Below are 16,538 nucleotides of genomic sequence, written 5' to 3' on the forward strand. Positions count from 1 at the left end.
CCCCGGCCCTGAGCCCGACATCGGCCGCCCTGATGATGAGCGGGTTGCCATTGCTGTCGACCGCGAGCGGGTGGGCTGCGTTGCCGGAAGCGTCGAAGACGACCTGATGGAACTTCAGGGTCTGATCCAGATAGGTTGCCTTGACGAAGCTGATGCCATCGTCGCCATCCTTGCCCGTGCTGGGCAGGTAGAGATCCACATAGGGGGCATAGCCAATCTGGCTGGAACCATTGCTCAGATTCACCGTGAACTCGAAGGTATCACCCAGCAGAACAGTGCCGCTGCCCGTTGGCAGGCTGGTCTCGGGACTGGCGTTGGCGAGCAGGCTGTCGAAACCTTGCACGGCTTCCCGGCTGAGGGCCAGCGGTTGATCGATAAGGCCGCTGCGCACCTCCAGATCCCAATCTCCTCCCTTGTTGCTGGCGCCGGTATCGTCGCTAGAGGCAGCCACATCGGCCCCGGTCCACTTGGCCAGGGCACTGACCAGGGCCTGGCCTGAGTCGCCGGCGCCGACCCGGCAGCCGTAGAGCTGGATATCGGCATTCTCGCTCAGATGGTTCTGCCAGCCTTGCAGCTGCTGGGCGACGCTGGCCAGGTTATCTGCCGTGATCGTGCGATCGCCCAGGGTGAATTGCCCGGCGGCGCCGTGAGAGAGGATCTGGATGGCGTCGACCTGGCCCAGTTCGGCCAGTTTGGCGCCGATGGCAGTCAGGGCATCGGTTTTGCTGTCGATGACAAGCAGGCTGACGTTGCTGTCGAGGTTTTTGGTCAGCTGGCTGGCCTGTTCGATACGGGCATCGACGACCAGCAACTGGCGAGGCTGGCTGCTCTGGCTGGGCTCGGCATGATCGGGCGCCGTTTGGGGGGCGTCCTGATTATCCTGGCTTTGATGGTCCACGGCGACGGCGGCTGCACCATCGAACAGTATGCGTGGCTCCAGGGCCAGCATCTGTTGATGGGGTCTAAGAATTGCAGATGAAAAGTGCTTGGCCATGGCTATCGCTTCCGTGCGGCAGAGAATGGCTCTAGTTATGTCACATATGAGGCACATTTTCCATGTACCACATGGAGCAAAAATGCATAAGGCAGTGACTTAACCTATTGTTCTAGGTAATAAAATGTTCATGTGTAAATCATTGAGGCAGTTTCAATTGAAATCTGGCACCGCCCAGAGGGGATTCATCCACCCGGATCTCGCCACCATAGCTGTGCACTATCTCGGTGACCACGGCCAGCCCTATGCCCTGGCCTGGTGATGTATCGGCGCGCACCCCCCGCTCGGAATATCTGCTGCGATTTGCTCGGTTCTATGCCCGGGCCATCATCCTCGACCTCGATCAGCAGGTTGCTGCCTTGGCGGTGTACCTGGACCCGGATCTCGCTGATGGCAAACTTGCAGGCGTTATCGAGCAGGTTGCCCATCAGCTCCATCAGGTCGCCCTGTTCTCCATGGAAGAAGACATCATCGTCAAACAGAAAACGGGTCTGCAGCTTCTTGTGGCGATAAACCTTGGCGAGACTGGCCAGCAGTTTCTCGATGAGCGGCACGGGCTCCGTCCCTTTGCCTGCGAGGCGTTTTCGCCCGGTCACGGCTCGGCGCAGCTGGTACTGCACCATCTGGTCCATGGTCAGGATCTGCTCGTTGATGTTGTCGTGCAGCTCCCGCCCCATTGCGACATCTTGTGTCGTCATCTGTATAAGCGCTAACCGGGTCTTGAGACTGTGAGCAAGGTCATTGAGGGCGTGCTGATAGCGCTGAGTCTGCTGGCGTTCGTTCTCCAGTAGCTGGTTGACGGATTCGGTGAGGGGGGTCAGCTCGCGTTCGTAATCCTGGGACAGGGATTCACGCTTTCCTGCGCGGATCTCATCGAGCTGGCGTGCCATGGCTCGCAGTGAAGAGAGGCTCCAGATGCTGGTGAGCAACAGCAGGGCCCCGAGCAGAGCATAGGCCAGCAGTGCCTGGCGAATGCATTGATAGAGGTAATCCTGCATATGCTGCTGATATTGTTTGGCAGAATCGATCATCACCACGTAGTAGGTGACGGGACCCTGGCCATGGTTGCGCATGAAACGCAGACTGTAGATGAAGTAGCGGTTGCCGCTCTTGATGGTGATGAGCTTGAAGAAGTAGTCATGATCCATCTTGCCAAGGTAGTTCATCAGATCCTGACAGAGGGTCTCTTTAGCCTCGAGTACCTCGGGCTTGTGCAGACTGGCCCAGCTTATCTGGCCATCGGCGCGGCAGATCAGGGTGTCTAATCTCGGATCGGCGGCACTTTCATCCAGAGTATCAAATCCGGGCTGACCCTGACTCTCGGGGAGCTTGGAGGAGAATAGCTTGGAGAGGTTCTCCTGCATCTGGGTGCTGGTCTGCTTGATGAGCTCCTCCTGCTTGGCCAGATAGAGGGCATAGACGGCAAACGCCAGAATGAGCGCGATGACCAGCATGGTGCTCAGCATCAGCTTGGCCAGCAGGGAGCGGCGGATCAACGGCATTAGCTGGCCTCTATCAATGTCAGGGAACGCGATGCCAAGGACTCACCTGGCTGAATGGTGAGCAAGAAGGCGAGGGTCATCCTAGCTGCAGGACAGATTGAAGATGTAGCCCTGGCGACGGATGGTGGAGATGGGTTGTATCTCCCCATCCGGATCCAGCTTCTTGCGCAGTCGGCTTACCATCACTTCGATGGTATTGGGATCGCCTTCACCATCACCATAGAGCTGGTCGAGCAGCTGTTGCTTGGAGACCACCTGGCGAGCATTGCGCATCAGGTATTCCAGGATCAGATATTCAAAACTGGTCAGCACCACCACCTCGCCGGCGATGGCCAGCTCTTTGCGCGACAGATCCAGCTCGTAATCGCCCGCTTGTACCTTGGGCGAGATAAAACCGGCGCTGCGCCGCACCAGGGCATTGAGCCGGGCCAGCAGTTCGTCTTTCTGAAAAGGCTTGACCAGATAGTCATCGGCCCCCGCTTCGAGTCCCTCGACCTTGTCTTGCCAGTTGCCGCGGGCGGTCAGCACTATGATGGGGAAGGCAATCTGCCGCTCTCTCAAGGTGCGGATCAGCAGCAGGCCATCCATGTCTGGCAGGCCGAGATCGATAATGGCCACATCGATGGGGTAATCCTCGGCATAGTGCAACGCTACCTGGGCGCTGTCGGTGCCATGCACCTGATTTTGCGCCTCACCGAGCAGGGTGGTGAGATGATGATTAAGCAGCTTGTCGTCTTCGACCAACAGAATTTTCATAAGATGTTCGTGCATGAGATCCGAGATGCTAATTAGAGGGGGTTAAGCTGGTAGAGTCAATTCAGATAGTAGTGGATAAGGCCTGTATCGGGACTGAATCGACGCTAACTGTGAACTGGATAACAGGGGGTAATCCATGACAACGCCGCCTGATTGCCCGGGTAATCTCCCCAGGCCCCGCATAGTGGCGCGCTACATCCTTGGTCAGCTAACGGACTATTGATTGACCCGCCTTGGATTTTCTCTTCTCGCCACTTCCCTCCGCCCGGCAGAGCGTTATGATGATCCTTAGAGCAAGGCTGATTGTCTATGGCTTCGTCATGAACTGGTTGAAGATTGTTACCCTTTATTGATTCATGGCCGCAAGCGGGAACATATTGATGCTTGCATTGCTTTAAATATGACGAATATCTGTCGGATCTCTGTGTACGCGGCCTGGCTGCGGGTTTAGTCTAACGAAGCCAGATGTAAAATATACAACACTGCTTGATGTGGAGTAATAAAAATAAAATGAGAGATATATTAAAGAGAAAAATGATCGAGGTGTGCGACAAGAAAATTGCCAGCAAAGGGCCAGAAGTTGGGCTTTCATTCTATGCCTTTTTTGCAAACAAGAATGATGATCCTGAGTTACTTATGGAGGCGGCGACTTGGTGGATCATGACACATAAACTCGATCACTTTGAAAAAGCCATCAAAATAAAGGCGTTAATCTGCACCAGCGAACATGCTTAAGCTATTTAATCTGTTCGGACAAGGCCATATATCGCTGTTTAGGCGCAGTGAAGAGTGCAGGAGAAATACCACTGAAACTGTGACTCATAGTCTACTGGCCATAGTCACCTAAAAGCAGTTTAAAGAGGGAGAGTCATACCCTTATTGAGTCGGATTATCTCGATAATATGTTGTGAGTGGCTTACCTCAAGACCAGCCCGGGTTAAGTATGCTTGTGGGCAGATAACGACTTTTTATAAAGGGAATACTATCAATACTATGCTGGCGAGGTGATCACCTTAATGCCCCCTAGACGATGTCTATATCTACGACCTCAATAATTTACCATTATTAATAGCGACGCTGCGGTAACTATAATTCGTATTGTGCACGCAAGCTGAAGATAATGGTTCATAATCAAATAAACTTGCTCAACACATTCACGCTCTCTTTAACGCAAGCCTAGATAAGCCATGCCAGAGTAGATGCTTATCATGGCATCATCTTGAAGTTGAAAATAGAAAAGCCAGTCAGTGAAGGCTGACTGGCTTTTTATTGGCACCGTTCTGACCGGCGTCTTTCTGTCTCCGGGGTTAGCCTACCAGGCTGGCCCACAAGTCATATTCGTCCGCTTCATCGATGCGGACCTTGACCATGTCGCCAGGCTTGAGGCCGGTTTCACCGTTCAAGTAGACCAGACCGTCAATCTCGGGGGCATCGGCGAAGGAGCGACCGGTGGCGCCCTCTTCGTCAACTTCATCGATAAGGACTGTCATCTCCTGGCCGACCTTGCGAGCCAGCTTGCGGATGGAAACCTGCTGTTGCAGCTCCATGAAGCGCACGAAGCGTTCTTCCTGGATCTCTGCCGGCACCGGATCCGGCAGCTCGTTGGCTTTGGCGCCATCGACCGGGCTGTATTTGAAGCAGCCGACCCGGTCCAGTTCCGCCTTGTCGATGAAGTCCAGCAGCATCTGGAACTCTTCTTCGGTCTCGCCGGGGAAGCCGACGATGAAGGTGGAGCGCAGGGTGATCTCGGGGCAGATCTCGCGCCACTTCTGGATGCGCTCCAGGGTGCGCTCGACGGTACCCGGGCGCTTCATCAACTTGAGGATGCGCGGGCTGGCGTGTTGCAGCGGGATGTCGAGGTAGGGCAGCACTTTGCCATCGCGCATCAGCGGGATGACGTCATCCACGTGCGGGTAGGGGTAGACATAGTGCAGGCGTACCCAGATGTCGAGCTTGGCCAGCTCTTCGCACAGGGCCACCATGCTGGTCTTGACCGGCATGCCGTCATAGAAACCGGTGCGATGCTTGACGTCCACGCCATAGGCGGAGGTGTCTTGGGAGATCACCAGCAACTCCTTCACGCCAGCCTCTTTCAGACGCTTGGCTTCGGCCAGCACGTCGCCGATGGGGCGGCTCACCAGATCCCCGCGCATGGAGGGAATGATGCAGAAGGTGCAGCGGTGGTTGCAGCCTTCGGAAATCTTGAGATAGGCGTAGTGGCGCGGGGTCAGCTTGATGCCGTGGGCCGGTACCAGGCTGGTGAAGGGGTTGTGGGTCGGCTTAGCCACGTACTTGTGCACATGTCCCAGTACCTCTTCATAGGCGTGGGGACCGGTGATCTCGAGCACCTTGGGGTGGATCTCGCGGATCTGATCCACTTTGGCACCGAGGCAGCCGGTAACTATCACTTTACCGTTCTCGGCCAGGGCTTCGCCTATGGCTTCGAGCGATTCCTGCACCGCGCTGTCGATGAAGCCGCAGGTGTTGACCACCACCAGCTCGGCATCGTCATAGCTGGGCACCACGTCGTACCCTTCGGTACGCAGCTGGGTGAGGATACGCTCGGAATCGACCAGATTTTTGGGGCAACCCAAGGAGACGAATCCTACTTTGGGGGCCTGTTTTGTGTTGGACATCGCTCAATCGCTCTTAGGTGGCTCTCTTATAAGGGCGCGGATTTTACCGGAATGGTTAACCAAAAACTATACAACTGGGCGCGTTGACGGGAACAATTTATGTCAAAGACCGGGGGCGCAGGCGTTAAACGTACGAAGACGTTGATATTCCCAGTCGCAAATGCAGCACCAGTGCGGGTTTTCTGGGGATGGCTGCAAAAATGGAGACCATGCCAGCGTTAAGCAGATAGCTTGCGACAGGACGATGATACCGCTTTGAGCGCAGGAGCAGGCGGCGAGTCTATCAACGCAAGTGAGGAGAGGGCCGCCCGGGGTATGCGCGGCGGCCCTGATGGTCAGCGCAACAGCAATAGCGTGCAAGGCAGGGCTTGCAGCATGGCGCTGGTATGGCTGCCGAGCACGAATTGGCGCATGCGGGAGTGGCCGTAGGCCCCCATCACCAGCAGGGTTATCTGATGTTGCGCGAGATAGCGGGTCAGGGTTGGGATGAGCTCACCTTGTTGCAGGCTGGGGATCACCTGCCAGCCCCTCTGGCGCAGTGAGGTGGCGGCCGCATCGAGCTGAGCGCTGTGCTTGGCGCTGGCGTCGGCCACCATCACCAGATGGCAGGTCAAGTCTTTGAGCAAGGCGCTGCCAGCCAGCTGCTTCAGGGCCCGGTGTGCCGTCTCGCTGCCATCAAAGGCAAAGAGCAGGCTGGTGGGGGCGGTGAACTGGCGCTGTACGACCAGCGCCGGGGTGCGCTGGGTGCGCAGCAAACTCTCGAGCTGGCTGCCCACCACGGCATCTTCACCCTTGTGCCGAGCGCCGCACTTGCCGAGTACCAGCAAGCGAGTCTGCTCGGCAAAATCGCTCAGGGTATCGAGCAAGTCACCGTGGCGTTGCAGGCGATTGGCCAAGATGCCGTGCTCCGCCAGCTGATGGGCGGCCGCATCCAGCTGCAACTTGCCTTGTTGGCGAGCCAGCTGGCTGCGTTGCTGGTCTAGTTCGGCCAGCTCGGCCAGCAAGGTCTCCCGGCTCCCCAGACCAATGGTGCCGCTCAAGTCGGGTAGCACGTTTTGGTGGCGCTCCAGCACATGCAGCAGGGTCACAGTGTCACCAGTGATGGCCGCGGCCCAAGCTGAGGCATCGCAGATGGCCTCCTGGCTGGCGATCCCATCGAGGCAGGCGAGGATATGGGTCATGGTCTCTCCTTAGTGGTTGGCCAGCAGTTTTTCTATCTCTTCGGGCTTATCCTGTACCCCGAACCGGTCGACCAGCGTCGCGCTCGCCTCGTTCAGGCCGATCACGTCGACCTGGGTCCCCTCGCGGCGGAACTTGAGTACCACCTTGTCCAGGGCCGTCACCGCTGTGATGTCCCAGAAGTGGGCCTGGCTGAGATCGATGGTCACCCGGCCGAGCACCTCTTTGAAGTCAAAGGCGGCGATGAACTGTTCGGCAGAGGCGAAGAACACCTGGCCTCGCACCTGATAATGGCGCTCGTCACCCTCTCTGCTGCTCTCGCTCTTGACCAGCATGAAGCGGGCCACCTTGGCGGCGAAGAAGAGAGAGGCAAGCAGTACCCCGACAAATACCCCAAGGGCAAGGTTATGGGTAGCAACCACGACGGCAACCGTGGCCACCATCACGATATTGGTGGAGAGCGGGTGTTTTTTCAGGTTGCGGATGGAGTCCCAGGAGAAGGTACCGATAGAGACCATGATCATGACGGCGACCAGGGCGGCCATGGGGATCTGACGGATCCACTGATCCATGAAGACCACCATCAGGATCAGCAGGGTGCCTGCCACAAAGGTGGAGAGGCGGCCGCGACCGCCGGATTTGATGTTGATGATCGACTGGCCAATCATGGCGCAACCCGCCATGCCGCCCATCAGGCCGGCGCCTATGTTGGCCAGACCCTGTCCCTTGCATTCGCGGTTGCGATCGCTCTTGGTGTCGGTCAGGTCGTCGACGATGGCTGCCGTCATCAGCGACTCAAGCAGGCCGACCACGGCCAGCGCCGCAGAATAGGGGAAGATAATCGCCAGGGTCTCAAGGTTGAGCGGCACGTCCGGCCAGAGGAGGATGGGCAGGGTATCGGGCAGCTCGCCCATGTCGCCCACGGTGCGAATGTCGATGCCCATGGTGATGGCAATCGCCGTCAGAATGACGATGCAGAGCAGCGGGGAGGGGATCAGCTTGCCTACCACCGGGATCAGCGGGAATAGATAGATGATGCCAAGACCGGCCGCCGTCATGGCATAGACCTGCCAGGTGACGTTGGTCAGCTCGGGCAACTGGGCCATGAAGATCAGAATGGCCAGGGCGTTGACGAAGCCGGTCACCACCGAGCGGGAGACGAAACGCATCAGGCTGCCGAGCTTGAGGTAGCCAGCCCCTATCTGCAAGATCCCGGTGAGCAGGGTCGCCGCCAGCAGGTATTGCAGGCCGTGATCCTTGACCAGGGTGACCATCAGCAGGGCCATGGCACCGGTGGCGGCGGAGATCATGCCGGGACGCCCGCCGACGAAGGCGATGATGACGGCGATGCAGAAGGAGGCATAGAGGCCCACCTTGGGATCGACGCCGGCGATGATGGAGAAGGCGATCGCCTCCGGGATCAGGGCCAGCGCGACCACTGTGCCGGCTAGCAGGTCGCCGCGTATGTTGGCGAACCACTCTTGTTGTATGCGTTGGCGCATGTCGATTCTCTCGCTCTGTTGTCGCTCACCGCCCTGAGCCCATGAGGCTTGCAGGGGGAGTCATTGTTATGGGGCCAGCGATGGCCAATCTTGTTGGGCGCTGGCGTGCATCCTGCTCGGGCAGCATCAGGGCCGGGCCGCTGATTATTTGGCCGCGCAGGGTAACAAAGCAGAGCCGGGAGGAAAAGTGTTGTGGTTGGATTGATCATTTCAATGATAGTTGTATAGTTGAATCAACTACTGGAATGGGGGGGAGCCATGGTTGAAATGAACAAGGTCGTCGCCAGCAAGCTGTTTGAGTCGCTCGCCTCAGGGGTGCGGCTCGATGTCTGGCGGCTATTGGTCAAGGCTGGCTTGGAGGGGCGGGTTGCGGGCCAGCTCGCCAGCGAGCTGGACATAGCCCCGAACGCCCTGTCGTTTCATCTGAAAGCCATGCTGCATGCGGGCCTGATCTCGGTGGAACAAGAGGGGCGTTACCTGCGCTATCGCGCCAACATCGCGCTGATGCAGAGCCTGATTGGTTACCTGACCGAGGAGTGCTGCGCCGGTCACCCCGAGGCCTGCGGCATTGTGCCTGCACAGCCCAAGTGCTGAGCTCGTGAGTTGACAGCGCAGCCTCGTGGCAACATGCAGTGACGCGCTGCGAGTCGTTGTGCCCGTGGCCAGGGGCAGAGTGTGGCCAAGGTTGCGTACCATTGACCTCTTTTCAATCCACCAGACATTTTCAATGAGACATGGAGCCGCTGCTTATCATGCACCCTTTAGACATCCTGAACCTGGATAATGGCGCCCGCCTTATCTTCACCCCCTGCCCTGGCACCAAGGAGGCTTCCTTGCAAGCCTCCCTCAAGACCCTGCAAGCCGCCGGGGCCGATGCGGTAGTCACCATGATGCCCGATGCCGAGCTTGACGAGTTCAAGGCCGATACCTTGCCCGCCGAGTGCGCCGCGCTGGGGCTGGCCTGGTTCCAACTGCCGGTGGAGGACGACTGCGCCCCCGAGGCACCGTTTGCCGCCGCCTTTGCCAGCCACAAGGCAGATCTGCTGGCGCGGCTTGGCGCGGGCCAGACCCTGGCCATTCATTGCCGTGGTGGCTCGGGACGCACCGGGCTGATGGCGGCCATACTGCTGCTGGAATCAGGCTATGCCCCCGCCAGGGTCAAGACGCTGGTGCAGGGGCTGCGTCCCAAGGCGCTGACCCTGGCGCCCCACGTTGACTATCTCAACAGCCACTATTCATTTGCCGATTAAGGAAAACAGCATGACCATCAAAGTGGGTATCAACGGCTTTGGCCGCATGGGGCGCCTCTCGTTTCGCGCCGCCTTCGACTGGGCGGATGTGGAGTTTGTGCGCATCAATGACCCGGCTGGCGATGCCGCCTCCCTGGCACACCTCATCACCTTCGATTCCGTCCATGGCCGCTGGCATCATGAAGCGAGCAGCGATGGGGACCAGATGGTGATAGGTACCCACCGCATCCTCTGTACCCGCAACAAGGAGATAGGTCAGACCGACTGGTCCGGCTGTGACGTGGTGATCGAGGCCTCCGGCAAGATGAAGACCAAGGCCTTGCTTGACGCCTATCTGGCGCAGGGGGTGAAAAGGGTCGTGGTGACTGCTCCGGTCAAGGAGGAAGGTGTGCTCAACGTCGTGATGGGGGTCAACCACCATCTTTATGACAAGGCGCAGCACCCCATAGTGACGGCGGCCTCCTGCACCACCAACTGCCTGGCCCCCGTGGTGAAGGTGATCCACGAGCAGCTCGGCATCAGGCACGGCTCCATGACCACCATCCACGACATCACCAACACCCAGACCATACTGGATGCCCCCCACGCCGACCTGCGCCGTGCCCGGGCCTGCGGCCTGAGCCTGATCCCCACCACCACGGGCTCCGCCACCGCCATCACCCACATCTTCCCCGAGCTCAAGGGCAAGCTGAATGGTCATGCGGTGCGGGTGCCGCTGGCCAACGCCTCCCTCACCGATTGCGTGTTCGAGGTGAGCCGCCCCACCACTGAGGCCGAGGTCAACAGCCTGCTCAAGGCGGCAGCCATGAGCGAGCTCGAGGGGATCATGGGCTATGAGGAGCGCCCCCTGGTGTCGGTGGATTACAAGACGGATCCGCGCTCCTGCACCATAGATGCGCTCTCCACCATGGTGATCAATGGCACCCAGGTGAAGATCTACGCCTGGTATGACAACGAGTGGGGCTATGCCAACCGCACCGCCGAGCTGATGCGCATGGTAGGCCGGATGGACAAGGCGCAAGGATAACCCGGCCATGGCGCTGACCCGACTCTCCCCCGAGGCTCGCCAGTATCTGCTGGTGACCGGTAACTACTGGGCCTTTACCCTGACCGACGGCGCCCTGCGCATGCTGGTGGTGCTCTATTTCCACGGGCTGGGTTACAGCCCCTTGGCCATCGCCTCCCTGTTTCTCCTCTACGAGATCTTCGGGGTAGTGACCAATCTGGTGGGGGGATGGCTCGGCGCTCGTCTCGGGCTCAACCGCACCATGAACATAGGGCTGGCCCTCCAGGTGCTGGCGCTCGCCATGTTGCTGGTGCCGCCGCTCTGGTTGACGGTGCCCTGGGTGATGGCTGCCCAGGCACTCTCGGGGATCGCCAAGGATCTCAACAAGATGAGTGCCAAGAGCTCCATCAAGTTGCTGGTGCCGGGGGAGGCTCAGGGTCAGCTCTACCAGTGGGTGGCACTCTTGACGGGTTCGAAGAATGCCCTGAAAGGGATGGGCTTCTGCCTCGGTGGCGCCCTGCTGACCTTGATCGGGTTTCAGGGGGCCGTGCTGGTCATGGCGCTGGCGTTGGCGCTGGTGTGGTGCGTCAGCCTGCTGACCCTGAAACGGGATCTCGGCAAAGCCAGGAACAAGCCCAAGTTCAGGGAGGTCTTCTCCAAGAGCCGCGCCATCAACTATCTGTCGGCGGCCCGCCTGTTTCTGTTCGGAGCCCGGGATGTCTGGTTCGTGGTGGCGCTGCCTGTCTACCTCGCATCCAGTTTTGGCTGGGATCACTGGTCTGTGGGGGGCTTCCTCGCGCTCTGGATCATCGCTTATGGCGTGGTACAGACCCAGGCGCCGCGCTTTACCGGCAAGCGCCAGGGGCGGGTGCCCGACGGCAGGGCGGCCATGGGCTGGGCATTGGCACTCGCGCTGATGCCGGCCCTGATTGCCCTGGCGCTGCATTACGATCTGCACCCGGCCATCAGCCTGGTGGGCGGCTTGATGGTATTTGGCGCTCTGTTTGCCATCAACTCCTCCCTGCACAGCTACCTCATCGTCAGCTACGCCGGCGCTGACGGGGTCTCCCTGGACGTTGGCTTCTACTACATGGCCAATGCCCTGGGGCGCCTGCTCGGCACCCTGCTCTCCGGGTTGGTGTTCCAGCGCTATGGCCTCGAGGCCTGCCTCTGGATTTCCACCCTCTTCATCCTGCTGGCGGCGCTGATCTCCATCGGTCTGCCCCGCCATCAGCCGCCCGTTTCATCCAATCCTCATGGAGTCTCGTGATGAGTACAACAGCCTGCGGCGATCTGCCCGTCAGCAAAAAAATGAGTTTTCTCGACCGCAATCTCACCCTCTGGATCTTCGTCGCCATGGCGATTGGGGTGGGGATTGGTTATCTGTTCCCTCAGGTGGCCCAGTGGAATGAGGCCATGTCGGTCGGCACCACCAACGTGCCGCTGGCCATAGGCCTCATCCTGATGATGTACCCGCCGCTGGCCAAGGTGAATTACGGCACCATGGGCGCCATGACCCGGGATCGCCGCGCCATCACCCTCTCCCTGGTGATGAACTGGCTGGTGGGTCCTATATTGATGTTTGTCATCGCCCTGGTGTTTTTGCATGACGAGCCGGGCTACATGGTGGGTCTCATCCTGATAGGCCTGGCGCGCTGCATCGCCATGGTGCTGGTGTGGAACGATCTCGGCGGCGGCAGCAAGGAGTACGGGGCTGGTCTGGTGGCCCTCAACAGCGGTTTCCAGATCCTCACCTACAGCTTCATGGCCTGGCTGTTCATTACCGTGCTGCCGCCGCTGTTCGGTCTGCAAGGCTTCGCGGTGGATATCACCATGCTGGATATTGCGCAGAGCGTGCTCATCTATCTCGGCATCCCCTTCCTGGCAGGCTTCCTGAGCCGCCATTACCTGGTCAAGGCCAAGGGGGATAAGTGGTACAGCGAGCGCTTCATTCCGGCTATTTCACCCATCACGCTTATCGCCCTGCTGGCCACAATCGTGCTGATGTTCAGCCTCAAGGGGGAGATGATAGTCGAGCTGCCCATGGATGTGCTGCGGGTCGCTATCCCACTGGTGGTCTATTTCGTGCTGATGTTCTTCACCAGCTTCCTGGTGGGCAAGAAGCTGGGCATTCCCTATGACAAGAATGCCTCCATCGCCTTTACCGCCACCGGCAACAACTTCGAGCTGGCCATCGCGGTCTCCATCGCCGTGTTCGGGCTGAGCTCGGATCAGGCCTTCGCCGGTGTCGTAGGCCCGCTGGTGGAGGTGCCCGTGCTGATCGCCCTGGTCAATGTCGCCCTGCGCATGAAGCGCAATTATGTGACTCCGCAGACTCACTGATGAGCGACGTCTGATCACTCTCTATCGCCATCCGGCAAGCGCCCCGCCAGGCATGCTATTGCGCACTCTGGCTCTGGGTGCGCAGCCTGTACCCCTGATCAACAACGACCCGGAAAACAGGGGCTTGGCCCCTGCGGGGCTGTGGCGAGCTCCCTGGCGGTGTATGCTAAGGGGGCAAACAGCTTCTCGCCCCTTGCGGGTATCTGATATGGAGATAGTCATGAAGATGCGAACTTTGCCCCTGCTCATGGTGGCATTGGTGGTCATGCCCGGTCATGCCGATTGGGACAAGCTCAAGAGCGCCGCCTCCGATCTGGGCGATGCCGTGAGTGAGACCAGCAAGGAGGCGTGGCGTGATGTCAGCGATTTCTCCAAACAGACTTGGGACTCCGCCTCCCAGTGGGGGGAGGAGGCGTTCAACACCGCAGGGGAGTGGACCGACAAGAGCGTGGCGACCAGCAAGGAGTGGCTGACGGTTGCAGACAAGAAGCTCGATGAGATGGTCGAGCCCACGACGGCAGAGCAGGCCCGTAGCGCCCTCGACACCATGGCCGATACGGCTCTGGTTCGGCTGTTCAATGAGCAGCCTTCAGCCAAGCTGCTGTTTGACAATGCCTATGGCTACGCGGTGTTTGATTCTCGCAAGTTTTCCCTGATGCTCAGCACCAACCAGGGGGCCGGGGTGGCTGTCAGCCGCCAGGATAACAACCGTACCTACATGAAGATGTTCGGTGGCGGCCTCTCCGCAGGCCTGGGGGGCAAGTTCTATCAACAGGTGATCCTGTTTGAGGACAAGGCCAGGTTTGATGCCTTCGTCCATCAGGGCTGGGAGGCGACCTCCGAGGTGGGGGCCGTGGCAGGCGAAGAGAGCGCCGGACTCACCGCCAAGTACAATGGCGGCATGGCGATCTACCAGATTGGCGAAAAAGGCCTGTTGCTCGCCGCCAGTATTGCGGGTTCCAAGTACTGGCTGGATGATGATCTGAACAAGCAGTAGCCATCTGGAAAGTATTGCTGCAATTTTCTTATATCATATTGAAATACTGTCTGTTTAAATGACGCTACTTGCAGTAAAAGAGGGCCTTGAGCCCTCTTTTTCATGGGCAAATCACAGCTATCGGAAAGACAAGGAGTGCAAGATGGAGCAGGAGCCCACATCGGCTGGACAGGATAGCGCCGCAGTGCAACAGCGGGAATGGGATAGACAGAGCATCTACCTGCGCCTGCAAGAGGGGAGCCCCATGGTCTTCTGGGTCTGGGGAGAGGAGGTCGTCCCCCTCCTGGCTCGCCCAGATTTGTTTGATCATGATGGCGGTTTTGGTTGGGGGCGGGAGAGTGCGGAGTGCATGGCCCTGGCGATTGCCATCGTCGCCAAGCTGGTGGAGGTGGGGCTGGTGGATCCGGGACAAACCGATGCCAAGAGCCGCTATCTCCACGATGAGGTGCTGGTCAAGTTGCCCGCCGACGAGCACAGGGATCTGCACCTCAGCTATCTGCGGTTGCTGCTCGGATAGCCGTGCTAGTGCTGGCTACGCCGCGAGACGAGTGCGTCAGCCAGGCACCGCGTGCAGTACCGGGAGGCCCTGCAGGGCTGAGGGCGCCGCTCCTCCAGCTTCCGGATGCGCAGCGAATCACCCTGGTTGGCACTCTTATTGCTTATCTCTTGCCAGCGTCAATCATTTGTCTGGGGAAGAGCAATGGAAATAAGTGCAAGCAGCCTGATGCAAGAGATGCAGGCGCTCAAGGTGGAAGCGGGTATTCCTGCAATCAGTCAGCCAAGCGGTCAGGTCAGTTCGGATTTTGGCCAGCTGCTGCAACAGGCCCTTGGCAATGTCAATGGCTTGCAGGGCAATGCCAACGACTTGCGCACCCGACTCGACATGGGTGACAAATCGGTGGATCTCTCCGATGTGATGATCGCCGGCCAGAAAGCTTCCATCGCCTTCGAGGCGACGGTACAGGTGCGCAACAAGATGGTCGATGCCTACAAGACCATCATGAACATGCCGGTTTAAGGGTGTTGATTTTGCTATTTGGCCAGGTACTGGAGAGCGCATTTTCCTTCCTCTCTCCCTCCCTTTCTCATGAACCAGACCAGAAGATAAGGATCTGACCCGTGGCTAACGATCAAAATGGCGATCTGCTGATCAACCATGAAGGGGCGAGTGCCCTTGACGAGAATGAACAGAAGAGTTCGGCGCTGGGGTTCCTCTCCAATAGCGACGTGCTGCGCCAGATCACCCTGATCCTGGGGCTAGCCATCTGCCTGGCCATTGCCGTCTTCATCCTGCTGTGGGGCAAGGAGCCGGAGATGCGGCCCCTTGGCACCTATAGCACCGAGGAACTGGTTTCCACCCTCGACTATCTGGATCAGCAGAAGATCCCCTATCAGGTCGATGGCAAGAGCGTGCTGGTCAGCGCCGAAAACTACGGCGACATCAGACTGCGGTTGACCCGGGCAGGGTTAGGTACCAACAGCGCCAGCAGCAATGATGGCGAGGCTATCTTGCTCAAGGACTCCAGCTTCGGCGTCAGTCAGCGCATGGAATCTGAGCGCCTCAAACTCAGCCGCGAGCGCCAGCTCGCCAGCGCCATCGAACAGTTCCAGAACGTGGCCAAGGCCCAGGTGTTGCTGGCCATTCCCAAAGACAATGTGTTCGCCCGCAACGAGCGCAAACCCAGCGCCACCGTGGTGTTGACCCTCAAGGGCTCGGCGTTGGGTCAGGGGGAGGTGGACTCCATCGTCGACATGGTCGCCTCCGCCGTTCACGGTCTGGAGCCAACCCGGGTGACTGTCACCGATCAGAGTGGTCGTCTGCTCAACTCGGGCTCCCAGGATCCGGTCTCCGCCCAGACCCGCAAAGAATTTGCCATGCAGCAGAAGCAGGAGCTGGAGTACAAACAGAAAATTGACGCCATCCTGATCCCCGTGCTCGGGATGGACAACTACACCGCCGAGGTGGACTTGGCCCTGGACTTCTCCCAGCAGGAGCAGACCCGCAAGACCTACAACCCGGACCTGCCTGCGGTGCGCTCCGAGATGACCCTGGAAGAGAACAGTGCCAGCGGTGCCAATGGTGGTATTCCTGGTGCCCTCTCCAACCAGCCACCCGCCGCCTCAGGTATTCCGGAGAAGGCCGATGGGGGCGAGGGCGGTACCAGCGCCGGCCGTTCGCGCAAAGAGGCGACCCGCAACTATGAACTCGATACCACCGTCAGCCATACCCGACGTCAGATGGGCGGCATTCGCCGGATGACGGTCTCGGTGGCGGTGGATTACAAGTCGATCACCGGCGCCGATGGCGCCGTCACCCGCGAGCCACGCAGCCAGAGCGAGATTGATACCTTGCGTCGCCTCATCAGTGGTGGT

15 protein-coding genes and 1 pseudogene are annotated in these 16,538 nt (G+C 59.1%); 10 read left to right on the forward strand and 6 right to left on the reverse strand.

Annotated features, from left to right (window positions below; translation table 11 throughout):
• The 3 genes and pseudogenes from G113_RS12370 to G113_RS12380 form a co-directional block, all read right to left on the reverse strand.
• Positions 1 to 994: DUF4347 domain-containing protein (locus tag G113_RS12370; protein ID WP_040319188.1), on the reverse strand; the 994-nt coding region annotated here is incomplete at its 3' end.
• 139 nt (positions 995 to 1,133) lie between these two features.
• Positions 1,134 to 2,358, reverse strand: a pseudogene (locus G113_RS12375) (ATP-binding protein).
• A 219-nt stretch (positions 2,359 to 2,577) separates the two neighbouring features.
• Positions 2,578 to 3,252 carry a response regulator transcription factor gene (locus G113_RS12380; protein WP_005902819.1) on the reverse strand — a complete coding sequence of 225 codons (675 nt, stop codon included), beginning with the start codon at positions 3,250 to 3,252 and terminating at the stop codon, positions 2,578 to 2,580.
• Between the two features lie 510 nt (positions 3,253 to 3,762).
• Between G113_RS12380 and G113_RS12385 the strand changes: the two genes are divergently transcribed.
• On the forward strand, positions 3,763 to 3,987 hold the full coding sequence (locus tag G113_RS12385) for a DUF6500 family protein (protein ID WP_005902821.1): 225 nt from the start codon (positions 3,763 to 3,765) through the stop codon (positions 3,985 to 3,987).
• 572 nt (positions 3,988 to 4,559) lie between these two features.
• Here the strand turns inward: G113_RS12385 and rimO are convergent.
• The 3 genes from rimO to G113_RS12400 form a co-directional block, all read right to left on the reverse strand.
• Positions 4,560 to 5,888, reverse strand: coding sequence for a 30S ribosomal protein S12 methylthiotransferase RimO (gene rimO, locus G113_RS12390; RefSeq protein ID WP_005902822.1), 1,329 nt, complete (start codon positions 5,886 to 5,888; stop codon positions 4,560 to 4,562).
• A gap of 335 nt (positions 5,889 to 6,223) precedes the next feature.
• Complete coding sequence (locus G113_RS12395) at positions 6,224 to 7,069, reverse strand: universal stress protein (protein ID WP_005902824.1); 846 nt, start codon at positions 7,067 to 7,069, stop codon at positions 6,224 to 6,226.
• Between the two features lie 9 nt (positions 7,070 to 7,078).
• Positions 7,079 to 8,569 (reverse strand): SulP family inorganic anion transporter, encoded by a 1,491-nt coding sequence (locus G113_RS12400; protein WP_005902826.1) that lies wholly within the window; start codon positions 8,567 to 8,569, stop codon positions 7,079 to 7,081.
• Between the two features lie 267 nt (positions 8,570 to 8,836).
• Between G113_RS12400 and G113_RS12405 the strand changes: the two genes are divergently transcribed.
• The 9 genes from G113_RS12405 to fliF form a co-directional block, all read left to right on the forward strand.
• On the forward strand, positions 8,837 to 9,163 hold the full coding sequence (locus G113_RS12405) for an ArsR/SmtB family transcription factor (protein ID WP_005902829.1): 327 nt from the start codon (positions 8,837 to 8,839) through the stop codon (positions 9,161 to 9,163).
• A 158-nt stretch (positions 9,164 to 9,321) separates the two neighbouring features.
• The gene (locus G113_RS12410; RefSeq protein WP_236611764.1) at positions 9,322 to 9,819 is read left to right on the forward strand and encodes a phosphatase domain-containing protein; all 498 of its coding nucleotides are present in this window, start codon (positions 9,322 to 9,324) and stop codon (positions 9,817 to 9,819) included.
• 10 nt (positions 9,820 to 9,829) lie between these two features.
• On the forward strand, positions 9,830 to 10,846 hold the full coding sequence (locus tag G113_RS12415; protein WP_005902833.1) for an ArsJ-associated glyceraldehyde-3-phosphate dehydrogenase: 1,017 nt from the start codon (positions 9,830 to 9,832) through the stop codon (positions 10,844 to 10,846).
• Between the two features lie 7 nt (positions 10,847 to 10,853).
• Positions 10,854 to 12,095, forward strand: coding sequence for an organoarsenical effux MFS transporter ArsJ (arsJ, locus tag G113_RS12420; RefSeq protein WP_005902835.1), 1,242 nt, complete (start codon positions 10,854 to 10,856; stop codon positions 12,093 to 12,095).
• Positions 12,095 to 13,168, forward strand: a complete 1,074-nt coding sequence (gene arsB / locus G113_RS12425) for an ACR3 family arsenite efflux transporter (RefSeq protein WP_005902837.1) — start codon at positions 12,095 to 12,097, stop codon at positions 13,166 to 13,168. The genes arsJ and arsB overlap by 1 nt, the downstream gene beginning before the upstream one ends.
• Before the next feature lie 220 nt (positions 13,169 to 13,388).
• Positions 13,389 to 14,165, forward strand: a complete 777-nt coding sequence (gene befA / locus G113_RS12430) for a beta cell expansion factor BefA (protein WP_005902839.1) — start codon at positions 13,389 to 13,391, stop codon at positions 14,163 to 14,165.
• A gap of 142 nt (positions 14,166 to 14,307) precedes the next feature.
• Positions 14,308 to 14,682 carry a hypothetical protein gene (locus G113_RS12435; protein ID WP_005902842.1) on the forward strand — a complete coding sequence of 125 codons (375 nt, stop codon included), beginning with the start codon at positions 14,308 to 14,310 and terminating at the stop codon, positions 14,680 to 14,682.
• A gap of 183 nt (positions 14,683 to 14,865) precedes the next feature.
• Positions 14,866 to 15,183 (forward strand): flagellar hook-basal body complex protein FliE, encoded by a 318-nt coding sequence (gene fliE / locus G113_RS12440; protein ID WP_005902844.1) that lies wholly within the window; start codon positions 14,866 to 14,868, stop codon positions 15,181 to 15,183.
• A 101-nt stretch (positions 15,184 to 15,284) separates the two neighbouring features.
• The coding region (gene fliF, locus G113_RS12445) for a flagellar basal-body MS-ring/collar protein FliF (protein ID WP_005902846.1) at positions 15,285 to 16,538 on the forward strand (1,254 nt) is incomplete at its 3' end.

The organism is Aeromonas molluscorum 848 (assembly GCF_000388115.1).
Classification (GTDB): domain Bacteria; phylum Pseudomonadota; class Gammaproteobacteria; order Enterobacterales; family Aeromonadaceae; genus Aeromonas; species Aeromonas molluscorum.

Excerpts from the sequence above, each read along its gene's own strand:
- G113_RS12395 (WP_005902824.1), bottom strand. The coding sequence starts at position 7,069 with ATGACCCATATCCTCGCCTGCCTCGATGGGATCGCCAGCCAGGAGGCC.
- arsJ (WP_005902835.1), top strand. The coding sequence starts at position 10,854 with ATGGCGCTGACCCGACTCTCCCCCGAGGCTCGCCAGTATCTGCTGGTG.
- arsB (WP_005902837.1), top strand. The coding sequence starts at position 12,095 with ATGAGTACAACAGCCTGCGGCGATCTGCCCGTCAGCAAAAAAATGAGT.
- G113_RS12410 (WP_236611764.1), top strand. The coding sequence starts at position 9,322 with ATGCACCCTTTAGACATCCTGAACCTGGATAATGGCGCCCGCCTTATC.
- befA (WP_005902839.1), top strand. The coding sequence starts at position 13,389 with ATGAAGATGCGAACTTTGCCCCTGCTCATGGTGGCATTGGTGGTCATG.
- rimO (WP_005902822.1), bottom strand. The coding sequence starts at position 5,888 with ATGTCCAACACAAAACAGGCCCCCAAAGTAGGATTCGTCTCCTTGGGT.
- G113_RS12405 (WP_005902829.1), top strand. The coding sequence starts at position 8,837 with ATGAACAAGGTCGTCGCCAGCAAGCTGTTTGAGTCGCTCGCCTCAGGG.
- G113_RS12415 (WP_005902833.1), top strand. The coding sequence starts at position 9,830 with ATGACCATCAAAGTGGGTATCAACGGCTTTGGCCGCATGGGGCGCCTC.
- G113_RS12380 (WP_005902819.1), bottom strand. The coding sequence starts at position 3,252 with ATGAAAATTCTGTTGGTCGAAGACGACAAGCTGCTTAATCATCATCTC.
- G113_RS12435 (WP_005902842.1), top strand. The coding sequence starts at position 14,308 with ATGGAGCAGGAGCCCACATCGGCTGGACAGGATAGCGCCGCAGTGCAA.
- G113_RS12400 (WP_005902826.1), bottom strand. The coding sequence starts at position 8,569 with ATGCGCCAACGCATACAACAAGAGTGGTTCGCCAACATACGCGGCGAC.
- fliE (WP_005902844.1), top strand. The coding sequence starts at position 14,866 with ATGGAAATAAGTGCAAGCAGCCTGATGCAAGAGATGCAGGCGCTCAAG.
- G113_RS12385 (WP_005902821.1), top strand. The coding sequence starts at position 3,763 with ATGAGAGATATATTAAAGAGAAAAATGATCGAGGTGTGCGACAAGAAA.